Source organism: Stenotrophomonas sp. Ste86 (genome assembly GCF_024519465.1).
Classification (GTDB): domain Bacteria; phylum Pseudomonadota; class Gammaproteobacteria; order Xanthomonadales; family Xanthomonadaceae; genus Stenotrophomonas.
Window position 1 is genome coordinate 3147 of sequence record NZ_JALJRW010000037.1, and the last position, 11569, is coordinate 14715.

The following is an 11569-nucleotide window of genomic DNA, read 5'->3' on the forward strand; positions in this document are numbered from 1 at the left end:
TCACGTAGAGCCGACCGTTGGTCGGCTGCTCTTCGCGCCCGCACCACGATCACCGATACATGCACCGCGCCCTGCGCGTTCCAGCCGACCGACGGTCGGCGCTACCGGCGTTTTGTCTCGAATCGCTCTTCGAAGAACTCATCCAGCGTCTTCCACGCGCGCTTGGCAGCCCGTTCGTTGTACTGGCAACCCGGGGGGCTGTTGGCGTCCGCTTCAGCGAAGCAGTGCACGGCCCCGCTGTAGTTGGTGAACTCCCAATCGACCTTGGCCGCGTTCATTTCCTGCTCGAAGCTGGCGATATCGTCCTTGCTGACGCTCTTGTCGTCAGCCCCGTTGAGCACCAGCACCGAGGGATGCGTGCCACCGGCCTTGGCCGGCAGCGGCGAGCCGAGGCCGCCATGCAGGCTGACCACGCCCGCCAGCGGCGCCCCCGCCCGGGCCATTTCCAGCACGGTGGTGCCGCCGAAGCAGAACCCGACCGCGCCGATCCGGCTGGCATCCAGCGGCGCCTTGCCGACCTGTGCCTTCAGCACCTCGATCGCCTTCAGCGCCCGCGCGCGCAGCACCGGTCGGTCATTGCGCAGCTTGGTCGCCACCGGCCCGGCCTCGGCGTCGGTCTTCGGGCGTACACCCTTGCCGTACACATCGGCCACCAGCACCACGTAGTCATCGCCGGCCAGCTGTTTGGCCTTGGCGATGGCCGAGTCATTCACGCCCTTCCAGTTCGGCACCATCACCAGCCCCGGGCGCGTGTCGGTGTCGCTGTCGTCGTAAACCAGCACGCCGCTGAAGGTGGTGCCATCCTGCGTCCATTCCACGGGCTTGGCCTGCATCGCCGCCAGCGCGGGCAACGCCGTCATGCCCAACAGCACCGCCGCACCCCACCGCCATTGCTTGTTCATGCGTCTGCTCCCGACAGAAAGAATCCCGAGTGTATGCCGGCCACCTGACGACGCCGTGTAGAGCCGACCGTTGGTCGGCTGACCTTCGCTCAGCGACCCTTTCGCCGCACCGGGCACGGAAATCGCTCCGCGCCTCGAAACGGATCGCAAAGCCCGCCCGTCAACGGCTCGACGTACGCGCCCCCGATCTGGCAGGCTGGCCGCCCCCCGCGTAAGGAATGCCCCGCATGACCCTGGTTGATCGTTTCCTCGCCGGCCTGCTACCGCGCCTGCCCCAAGAGGATGCGCCGATGTGGGCCTGGACCGAGGCCGCCAGCAGCACCGATCTGCAGCGCCTGCGCGAGCGCTGGCCGCAGGTGCCCGAGAGCCTGCTGGTGCTCCTCGGCCGGGTCGACGGCACCCATTTCCGCACCTACCCCAAGGGTGAGGTGGTGGTGCTGATGCTGGGCTCGGACGTCGGGGAGGGGCGTTACCCCTATTACCTGCGTTCGGTCGATCAGATCGTCGAAGACAGTGCGCAGTGGCAACGCTGGGGCGAGAGCATCCGCTCGATCTACGAAGAATGGCTCGAGGAGGACGCGGAGATACTGGGCGACGGCATCGATGCCGACCTGCCGATGGGCCAGCGCCTGTGCTTCTCGCACTGCATGAACAACGGTGGCACCTCGGTGCTGTACCTGGATTTCGATCCAGCCCCCGGCGGCACAGTCGGCCAGGTGGTGCGCTACCTGCACGACCCGGATAGCTACCGGGTGATCGCCCCGAACTTCGATGCGTACCTGCAGCAGCTCATCGACGGCGATTACGCCTTCATCGACGAAGACGCCTGACCGTCCCATCGCTGTAGATGGTCAACCCCGCGCATCCCCGCGTAGAGCCACGCCATGCGTGGCTGCTTTCGGCGCAGATCGCGCAGCCACGCATGTTGTGGCTCTACCTGCAAGGGCAGCCGACCAACGGTCGGCTCTACGAAATCCCTATCCCCGGGATGGCGGTGATCGCCTCGGGATCGAACCCGGCCAGCGCGGCGAAGTGTCGTCCACGCGCAACGTAATCGCGGTACACGCCATAGCTCGGCGCGCCCGGCGACAGCAGCACCACCCCACCCTGCACGCCCAATGCGGCGCGCGCCAACTGCATCGCCTCGCCGAGGTCGGCGGCGGCATGCAGGCCAAAACGGCCGGCATCGGCCAGCGGCTGCAGCAGTGCATGGATGCGTGGGCCATTGGCACCCATCGTGACGATCTCCAGCGGTGGCACGTCGTGTGCCATGTGCGCCACGAAATCGTGCCAGTCCAGGCCGCGGTCGTGTCCGCCCACCAGCAGCGCGATACGCCGCCCCGCGAAGCACTCCAGCGCCGCCAGGCTGGCATGCGGGGTGGTGCTGATCGAGTCGTTGACGAAGGTGAGGCCATCGCACGTGCCGATGGTCTGCAGGCGATTGGGCAACGGACGGAAGTCCTGCACCGCCGCTGCCAACGCCACCGCGTCCAGGCCCAGTGCCTCCAGCGCTGCCAGCACCGCGCACAGGTTGCCGCGGTTGTGGCGACCGGGCAGCGGCGTATGCGCGGTGTCGAACACCGCCTGCTCACCCCGGTGCACGACATCGCCGCGCATGTGCCAGCCCTGCGGCTGGTTGAACCAGACCACCTCGCTGCGTGGCAGCGACAGCGCCGCCAGGTGCGGATCGGCCGCATTGAGCACGGCTATGCGCGGCTCGCCTTCGGTGACCAGGCGCAATTTGTCTTCGATGTAGCGCGTTTCGCTGCCGTGCCAGTCCAGGTGTTCGGGGAACAGGTTCAGCACGATCGCCACCTGCGGGTGCGCGCCGCTGCGTCCCACTTCGCCGGTCTGGTAGCTGGACAGCTCCACCGCCCAGTAATCCGGGGCGGGCTGCGGATCCAGCACTTCCAGCAACGGCAGGCCGATGTTGCCGACCAGCGCGGTGCGCGCACCCGACGCACGCATCAGGTGCGCCAGCAGCGCGGTGGTGGTGCTCTTGCCCTTGGTGCCGGTGACGCACACGGTGTCGCGCACGGTGCCCTGCGCATCGGCGTGTTCGGCAAACCACAGCGCGGTGCCGCCGATGAACTGCGTGCCGTGCGCGACGGCATGCACGGCCGCCTCACCGTACGGGCTGATGCCCGGCGACTTGATCACCACCTCGAACGCCGCCAGGGCCTCACCGCTCACATCCGAACGCACCTGCAGCACATCGCCCGCGTCGGCGCGCGCGTCGGCGGCTTCAGCCTCCGGGCAGAACAGGGTCAGCGGCAGCGACGGCAGCCGCTGCTGCAGCACGCGCCATGCGGCGCGCCCTTCCCGTCCCCAGCCCCACAAGGCAACGCGCTTGCCCTCAAGCTGCGAAATTCGCACGCAGGCGCTCCCAGATCGACGCCGGAATACGGTGCTCGCCTTCCAGCACCAGCAACGGTTCGATGTGCAGCTCGGTGGCATCCAGCTGCGGCTGGATCTGCGCCACGAAGCGCTTCACCAGCGCATCTTCGGCCCACTCCGGGCGCGCGGCCAGGGTGGCCATCGCCGCACGCGATTCGCGGCCTTCGCCCACGCATTCGAACGGCTTGTGGTCCTGGAATTCCAGCAGCGCGTCGAAGCCGCCGGCCTGCTCGGGATCATCCAGCAGGTTGCGGCCGAAAATGGCCACCAGGCGCGGCTTGGGCATGAACGGGGCCAGCGCCAGGAACACGAAGTGGCACTTGGGGCAGACCCCGCACCAGCGGTTCACCGGGCGCTCGCCGAGAATGTGGAAGTTGCGGTTGCAGCTGGAAAAATGCGCGTCGTAGTAGTCGCTCCTGGCGAACTGGCGCGCCACGGCCAGCTCCGACAGCGGGCGCAGCAACGAGTAGTAGTGCAGGTCGGCGGCGACGTGCTTTTCCAGGTGCTCGCCGAAGGCCTGCTCGAATGCCCAGCCCTTGGACCACTGGTGGTTCACCTCGCCCGTGCCGGGAATCTGGCTGCCATAGCTGGCCGAGCGCTCGTTGGAGAACACCACCTGGTCCACGCCCTGCAGCAGCGCAGCCAGCACCATGATCGCCGAGTTCACTGCGGTGACCGGGATGTGCCCGTTCCAGGCGCCCTGGCGGTTCAACTCGAACAGCTCCGGGGCCAGCGCGCGGCCGATGTTGAGTGTGGGCAGCCCGGTGCGTTCGGCGCAGGCACGGATCAGCTGTGAACCGCCGATCCACGTCACCGTTTCGGCGATGCCCAATCCGCGCAGCGCTTCGATGCTGACCAGCGAGTCCTTGCCGCCGCCGATGGCGACCAGCGCGTGCTCGCGCAGGCCCACGGCCGGTGCCGCGAAGGCCTCGCCGTCGGCCGGCAGGCGGAAGCGCCCGCGCAGGTTCAGCCCGTTGCGGTAGGCGAACTCGCCCAGGCCGTTGAGGTAGATGTCCTCCACCAGCGCCGCGGTGGCTGCATCGATGGCGTAACCGTCGATGCGCACCTGATCGGGCACCCCGGCCTTGTAGTAGCTCACGCCCGCAATGAGGTGCAGCAGGCGCAGCGCGCGCTGCACGGCCTCGGCGCGGGCGCCGTCCAGCACGAAGGGCGCGCCGGGAATGGTCACCGTCTCGATCAGCTCGGGGCCGTCGTCGAAGGCGTAGACCAGGTGCGCCACGCCGGTATCCGCAGCGAAATCGCAGCGGACGAAGCGGAAAACGGCAACCTGGTGTTTATCGAAAGCAGTCATGGTGTATCCGGTTGAGAGGGCGGCAGGCAGCAGTCAAGGCACGTCATCGATGACGTCCTCGCGCGGCAGCTCGCGCTGGTTGTAGGTGTTGGCCATGACGTAGCCGTACGCACCGGCATCGGCGATCAGCATCACATCGTCCGGCGCGGTGGACACCGGCAGCTTGCGGCGCTTGCCGAACACATCGCTGGACTCGCAGATCGGGCCGACCACGTCGAACACCGCCTCGGCGTACCCGCCCGACCGACTCAGGTTCTCGATGTCGTGCCAGGCGTCGTACAGGGCCGGGCGCATCAGCGTGTTCATGCCCGCATCCAGGCCAACGCGACGCACGCCGTCCTTCTCGATCACCTGGGTGGCCGTGGCCAGCAGCACGCCCGATTCGGCCACCAGGTAGCGGCCCGGCTCGATCGCCAGGCGGAACGCCGGGTGCACGGCCTTGACCTCGGCCAGGCCGATCGCCCAGGCGTCCAGGTCAAATGGCTCATCATCGGCGCTGTAGGGAATGGGCAGGCCGCCACCGATGTCGATGGTTTCCACGCTGCCGATGCGGCGCGCGAAACCGGCCAGCTCATCGCACATCAGGCGCCAATGCTGCGCGGTTTCCACCCCGCTGCCCAGGTGCGCGTGCAGGCCGACCACGCGGGTACCCAGCTCGCCGGCCAGGCGCACGAACTCATCCACCCGCGCGATCGGCAGGCCGAACTTGGAGTCCTTGCCGCCAGTGCGCACCTTGGCGTGGTGGCCTTCGCCACGGCCCAGGTCCACGCGCAACCACAGCTCGCGGTTGCGGAACAGCTCCGGCCAACGCTGCAGCGCTTCGACGTTGTCCACGGTGACGGTCACACCCAACGCGAAGGCCGCTTCGTACTCGGTACGCGGGGCGAAGCTGGGGGTGAACAGCACCCTGCGCGGTGACAGCGTCGGCAGCGTGTTGAACACGTGCTTGAGCTCGCCGTGCGACACGCACTCCAAACCGAAGCCTTCCTGCTCAAGCACCTCCAGGATGGCCGGGTGCGAGTTGGCCTTGATCGCGTAGTAACGCTGGTCGATGGCCTTGATCGCCATCAGCGCGCGTGCGCGGGCACGCACCGTGGGCAGGTGGTAGACATAGCGCGGCGTACCGGCCTGGGCCAGGGTCAGCAGGTGCTCGCGCTGGCCCCGCCACCAGGCGGTGTCGCGCGGACGCACGGTGCCGGCGATCTCGCGCCAGCGCGGGCCGAACACCTCGCCTTCTTCGACCGGCATGGCACCGCTGTCGATCAGCTCGGCATGCAGGATCGGCAGCAGGCCGTCGGCGTCGGCTTCATCGATGACGAAGGTCAGGTTCAAGTCATTGGACGACTGCGAAATCATGTGCACGCGTTCGCGGCCGAACGTGGCCCACACATCCGACAGCTTGTGCAGCAGCGAACGCATGCCGCGTCCGACCAGGGTGATCGCCGCGCACGGCACGATGATCTTGACCTTGCAGATCTGCGACAGGTCGGCCGACAACGCGGCCAGCACGTCGGTGCTGACCAGGTTCTCGGACGGGTCCAGCGACACGGTCACGTTGGTTTCGGCCGACCCGATCAGGTCCACCGACAGGCCGTGCTTCTTGAACAGCCCGAACACGTCGGCCAGGAAGCCGACCTGCTGCCACATGCCGATGCCTTCCATGGACACCAGCACGATGCCGTTGCGGCGGCTGATCGCCTTCACCCCCGGCACCAGCGCGGCACTGCCGTCGATGCTGGTGCCCGGCAGTTCCGGGCGCTCGGTATCCAGGATCGCCATCGGCACGCCGGCATCGCGGCACGGCTTGATCGAGCGCGGGTGCAGCACCTTGGCACCGGTGGTGGCGATTTCCTGCGCTTCGTAATAGTCCAGCCGGGTCAGCAGGCGCGCGTCGGGCACATCGCGCGGGTTGGCGCTGAACATGCCCGGCACGTCGGTCCAGATTTCCACGCGGCTGGCACCGAGCAGCGCACCGAAGTACGCCGCCGAGGTATCCGAGCCGCCGCGACCAAGAATGGCGGTGCCGCCATCGGCATGCCGCGAAATGAAGCCCTGGGTGATCAGCATGCGGGTCGGCTGGGCGCGGAAGCGCGCGGCCCACGCCGCGTCCGCACGCCACTGGCAGTTCACCGACAGGCGCTGCGACCAGTCGCTCTGGTTGGGCTGCGGCGGCAGTGCATCGAGCCATTCACGCGCGTCCATCCAGCCAAAATCCAGGCCACTGGCGCGCAGGTAGGCCGCGCCCACCGTGGAGGACAGCAGCTCGCCCTGGCCCAGCACATCGGCCTGCCAGTCCAGCGGGCGGGTGGCCGCGCGCGGATCGTCGAGCAGCCCGCTCAGGCCGGCCAGGCGCGCATCGAGAGCGCCGGCATCCAGCCCCAGTTCCACCAGGAACTCGCGGTGGCGCGTTACCAGCGCCTCCACGCGGGCACGGCTGTCGGCGGCACCGTCGGCGATGGCGGTCAGCTCGTTGGTCACCCCGGACAGCGCCGACACCACCACCAGCACCCGCGCGCTGGTCTCTTCCGCACGTTTTTTCGCCAGCTTCCCGATCGTGTCCCAGCGGTGACGACGCGACACGGAGGTGCCGCCGAACTTCAGTACGATCCAACGATCGACAAGGGGGGAAGCTGACATGGAAGTAAAAAGGGTTTCGTAGTGGGAGGGGGATTCGCCCGGCACACCGGCCGAACTCCCGATTCTATGCCAAGCCCGGCCCCGGCAGGGCCAGCGGGGCATCGGCGCGACCTCGGTGGGTACTTCCCCGCCCCCGGGGATTGATAAGCTGCCCGACCGTTTTGCCGATCCTTGCCGCCATGAGCTCTCGCCATTTCCTGCAGTTGGACGTGTTTTCCCCCCATCCCGGCGCCGGTAACCCGCTGGCCGTGGTGCTCGACGCCGAGGGCCTGGACGAGGCCGCGATGCAGGCCATTGCCCGCTGGACCCGCCTGCCGGAAACCACCTTCGTGTTCGCCCCCGAAGTGGCCGGGGCCAGCTACCGCATCCGTATGTTCAGCCCGCAGAAGGAAGTGCCGTTCGCCGGCCACCCCAGCGTGGGCACGGCGCATGCGGTGCTCGACGCCGGCCTGGCCGCGCCGGTGGACGGCCTGCTGGTGCAGGACGGCATCGCCGGGGCGCTGCCGCTGCGCGTGGACGGTGACGGCGCGGCCCGCACCATCGCCATCCGCACCCCGCGCGCCAGCGTCGCCGAGGTGACCGAGGCCACCGATCCGCGCCTGCAGGCCGCCCTGCAGGGCTGGGCGCTGGGCGCGCTGCCGCCGGCGCGGATGGCCGGCGGGCGCAGCTGGTGGGTGGTGGAACTGCGCGATGAGGCCACCCTGCGCGCGCTCCGCCCGGACTGGGATGCCATTGCCGCGCTCGCCGAAAGCACCGACAGCATGGGCGTGTTCGCCTATGCGCGCAGCCAGGGCCAGGCCTGGGACCTGGCCGTGCGTGCGTTCGTCGGCAATGGCCGACGCTTCGAAGATGCCGCCTCCGGCGCGGCCAACGCGGTGCTGGCCGCATGGCTGGACAGCCGCGACGCCCTGCCTGGCGGTGCGCGCGACTACGTGGTCAGCCAGGGCCGCGAGGTCGGCCACGATGCGCGGCTCAGCCTGCACATCGATGCCGCTGGCGATGTGTGGTCCGGCGGCCAGGTGCAGACGGTCATCCGCGGCACGCTGGACTGGTGATCAGCGCGCAGCGCTAACCGCGACGCGGCGCCTCAGTGCGTCGCGTCCTCGTACACCGGCCGCCCATCCACCCACGTCGAGCGCACCTGCAGTTCGGCCAGTTGCGCCGGCGGCACCGTCAGCGGATCGCGATCCAGCACCACGAAGTCCGCACGCAGCCCCGGCTGCAGTCGCCCCACCTGGCCTTCGTCGTGGCCGGCCCACGCCGCATCGGCGGTGAAACCACGCAGCGCCTCGGCCGCGCTCAGGCGCTGGTCCGGCCGCCAGCCACCGGGCGGTTGCCCGGCGCGATCCTGCCGGGTCACCGCGGCATACAGCCCCAGCCGCGGGTCGACCTGTTCCACCGGGAAATCCGAGCCAAGTGCGATATGCGCCCCGGCGGCGAGCATCCGCCGCCACGGGTACGCGCCCAGAATGCGCTCGGGCCCGACCCGGTCCTGCGCCCAGCCCATGTCCGAGGTCGCATGGGTGGGCTGCATCGATGCGATCACGCCCAGTTCGGCAAAGCGCGGAATGTCCTGCAGCGCGACCACCTGCGCATGCTCGATCCGCCAGCGGTGATCGCGGTCGCTGCGCGGCCCCAGCACGCGCGCGTAGGTATCCAGCGCGATGCGGTTGCCCCGGTCGCCGATCGCATGGGTAGCCACCTGCACGCCACAGCCATCGGCCTTGCGCACGGCGGCCTCGAAGTCGTCCGGCGAGGTCACCAGCAGCCCGCGGTTGTGCGGGTCATCGCTGTAGTCGGCCAGTAGCGCCGCGCCACGGCTGCCCAGCGCGCCGTCCATGAACAGCTTCACGCCCTGCATTGCCAGCCGCCCACCGGGATGCCGATACGCGCCCTGCGCGCACAGATCGTCCAGTGCCGCGCTGTTGCCATCGGCATAGGCATCGATGCGCAGCAACAGCTGGCCGGCATCGGCGAAACGGCGCATCAGTGCCAGGTCCTCGCGCGATACGCCCATGTCATGCACCCCGGTCAGCCCCTGGCTGACTGCTTTGCGCAGTGCTCGGGTGAGCATCTGTTCGCGGGCGGCCTCGCTCGGTGCCGGGATCGCCGCGCGCACCAGCTCCATCGCGCCGTCGATGAATACTCCGCTGGGCTGCTCGCGCGCATCGCGGACGATGCGCCCGCCCGCCGGCTGCCAGCGCCCGGCCAGGGCGCGCTGCCCGGGCTGCTTCGCCAGCGCACGCAGGGCGGCGCTGTTGGCCCAGCCGGCATGTCCGTCGATGCGCCCGAGCCAGACCGGACGCTCCGGGAACGCCGCATCGAGGTCGGCCACGGTCGGGAAATCCGTCTGCGTCCACTGGTTCTGGTCCCAGCCGTTGCCCAGCAGCCAGCCGTCCGGGTTGTCGACGGCGAAGCGCTGCAGCCGCGCGACGATCTCGGCCTTGCTGGTCGCGCCGGTCAGATCGGCCTGCATCAGCGTGCTGCCGAGGAACATCAGGTGGGCGTGCGCATCGATCAGGCCCGGCACCACGGTCGCATCGCCCAGGTCGGTCAGCGCCGCCAGCGGGTACAGCGCAAGCAGCGCCTTGCGCTCGCCCACCGCCAGCACACGGCCGCTGGCATCGTCCCAGGCCAGCGCGGTAGCGGCCGGTGCATCGGGCTCACCGGTGTGGAGGGTCGCGGCGGTCAGCAGCCGGACATCGGCCTGCGCCTGGGCCGCGCACAGACAGGACAACAGGACAGCCAGAACACGAACGCGCATACGATGCTCCCCGCAACGAAACAGGGGCGACTATGCCGCCCCTGCCGGGTTCACTCAATGCGCACTGCGGCACGCTCAGCTGGCCAGCTCGGCCTCCAGGCTGATCGGCACCGCGCTCAGTGCCTTGGACACCGGACAGTTCTGCTTGGCGTCGTCGGCAATCGCGCGGAACTGCGCCGCATCGATCTTCGGCACCACCGCCTTCACCTTCAGGGTGATCTGCGAAAGCTGCGGGCCGCCTTCCATGGACAGGTCGACCTTGGCTTCGGTATCCAGCGTGGTGGGCACGAAGCCGGCCTCGGTGAGCTTGGCCGACAGCGCCATGGTGAAGCAGCCGGCGTGTGCGGCGGCGATCAGTTCTTCGGGGTTGGTGCCCTTCTCATCGCCGAAGCGGCTGCTGAAGGCATAGCGGGTTTTGTCCATCAGGCCGCTCTGTGGCGTGCTCAGTTGTCCCTTGCCTGTCTTGAGGTCACCTTCCCAGTGCGCGGTGGCATGACGCGAAATACCCATCGGTTTGTCTCCTGCGGATGAATGGCAGGGCCAGCATGGACGATGCGGCGTTAGCACCGCGTCGGGCCTGTGTGCCCGCCGTGACGACGCATGCCCCGAGCAGGCCCCGCCTTGCCCGCCGGAAGAAAAATAACCGCTGTTTTCAAGGGGTTTGCGCTGCATCCGGCGCAACGTCCTGGTGCCGCCGCGGTCCCTCCCGGGTGGTCGCGCCCCCTGTTTTCCGGGCATGTACTGATGCACTGCGGTAACCAACAGGCGGGAAATCGCGAATTTTTATGCGATTGCCTATTGGCGGCGCCGCATTGTTGCCCTACATTTCGCTTGCCGACCGGGTTCGGCGCGACCAAACAACCAACCGTTCACGGAACAGGAAACCATGGCAAAGACCGCTAAGAAGGCTGCCCCGAAGAAGGCAGTAAAGAAAGTCGCTACCAAGGCAGCCGCCAAGCCGGCCGCTCCCAAGCCGATCAAGGACGTACTGAGCAAGTCTGGTCTGGTTGCACACATCGTTGAAACGTCCGGCGTTGTCGCCAAGGACGTCCGCGCCGTGCTCGCCTCGCTGGAAGGCGCCGTCGCCGCTTCGGTGCACAAGAAGGGCGCTGGCAGCTTCACCCTGCCGGGCCTGCTGAAGATTACCACCGTCAGCGTCGCGGCCAAGCCGAAGCGCAAGGGCATCAACCCGTTCACCAAGGAAGAGCAGTGGTTCGCCGCCAAGCCGGCCTCCACCAAGCTGAAGGTGCGTCCGCTCAAGAAGCTCAAGGACGCTGCGCTGTAACAGGCGCGTTTCCTGCAGCACCGGACGGGACGGCCTTGGCCGTCCCGTTCTTTTTTGGTTCTTCTCCCGTCTGAGGGAGCATCTTGTTGCAAGGGCCGTCGCAGAGTGAGCACGCCGCTGCGCGTGTGGACGGTCAGTGTCGGCGGTGTGTGGATAGGGGCTGTGGCTTCGGTTGGGTTTGTTGCGCGCGTGAGGGCCCCGTAGCGGCCGGTAGGCCCCTGGCGCAAATGTCCCCCGGCCGCGGGGCGGCCTCCTCCTTGATTTTGCCCAGG

At 68.5% G+C, this 11569-nt stretch carries 9 protein-coding genes; 3 read left to right on the forward strand and 6 right to left on the reverse strand.

Translation table 11 applies throughout. The features are described 5' to 3' along the window. Positions 1-101: 101 nt before the first annotated feature. Positions 102-902 (reverse strand): dienelactone hydrolase family protein, encoded by an 801-nt coding sequence (locus NR101_RS18845; protein ID WP_256777531.1) that lies wholly within the window; start codon positions 900-902, stop codon positions 102-104. Positions 903-1129: 227 nt separating this feature from the next. Between NR101_RS18845 and NR101_RS18850 the strand changes: the two genes are divergently transcribed. Beyond that, the gene (locus NR101_RS18850; protein ID WP_256777532.1) at positions 1130-1732 is read left to right on the forward strand and encodes an SMI1/KNR4 family protein; all 603 of its coding nucleotides are present in this window, start codon (positions 1130-1132) and stop codon (positions 1730-1732) included. Between the two features lie 136 nt (positions 1733-1868). Here the strand turns inward: NR101_RS18850 and murD are convergent, their stop codons facing one another. Genes murD through NR101_RS18865 form a run of 3 tightly spaced genes read right to left on the reverse strand, consistent with a single transcriptional unit; the run spans position 1869 to position 7248 of the window. After that, on the reverse strand, positions 1869-3278 hold the full coding sequence (gene murD, locus NR101_RS18855) for a UDP-N-acetylmuramoyl-L-alanine--D-glutamate ligase (protein WP_256777533.1): 1410 nt from the start codon (positions 3276-3278) through the stop codon (positions 1869-1871). Then, positions 3259-4611, reverse strand: a complete 1353-nt coding sequence (gene murL / locus NR101_RS18860) for a UDP-N-acetyl-alpha-D-muramoyl-L-alanyl-L-glutamate epimerase (protein ID WP_256777534.1) — start codon at positions 4609-4611, stop codon at positions 3259-3261. The genes murD and murL overlap by 20 nt, the downstream gene beginning before the upstream one ends. Positions 4612-4644: 33 nt before the next feature. Next, positions 4645-7248: a bifunctional aspartate kinase/diaminopimelate decarboxylase gene (locus NR101_RS18865; protein WP_256777535.1), complete on the reverse strand. Its 2604-nt coding sequence runs from the start codon at positions 7246-7248 to the stop codon at positions 4645-4647. Positions 7249-7427: 179 nt separating this feature from the next. Between NR101_RS18865 and NR101_RS18870 the strand changes: the two genes are divergently transcribed. Further along, positions 7428-8303, forward strand: a complete 876-nt coding sequence (locus NR101_RS18870; RefSeq protein ID WP_256777536.1) for a PhzF family phenazine biosynthesis protein — start codon at positions 7428-7430, stop codon at positions 8301-8303. 32 nt (positions 8304-8335) lie between these two features. On the opposite strand, the gene NR101_RS18875 is transcribed toward NR101_RS18870, so the two are convergent. Continuing rightward, positions 8336-10012, reverse strand: coding sequence for an amidohydrolase (locus NR101_RS18875; protein ID WP_256777537.1), 1677 nt, complete (start codon positions 10010-10012; stop codon positions 8336-8338). Positions 10013-10087: 75 nt separating this feature from the next. Beyond that, a complete protein-coding gene (locus tag NR101_RS18880) occupies positions 10088-10522 on the reverse strand; it encodes an OsmC family protein (protein WP_256777538.1) in 435 nt (144 codons plus the stop codon). 376 nt (positions 10523-10898) lie between these two features. On the opposite strand from NR101_RS18880, the gene NR101_RS18885 reads away from it, so the two are divergent. Then, the gene (locus NR101_RS18885) at positions 10899-11297 is read left to right on the forward strand and encodes an HU family DNA-binding protein (protein WP_038689886.1); all 399 of its coding nucleotides are present in this window, start codon (positions 10899-10901) and stop codon (positions 11295-11297) included. Positions 11298-11569: the final 272 nt, after the last annotated feature.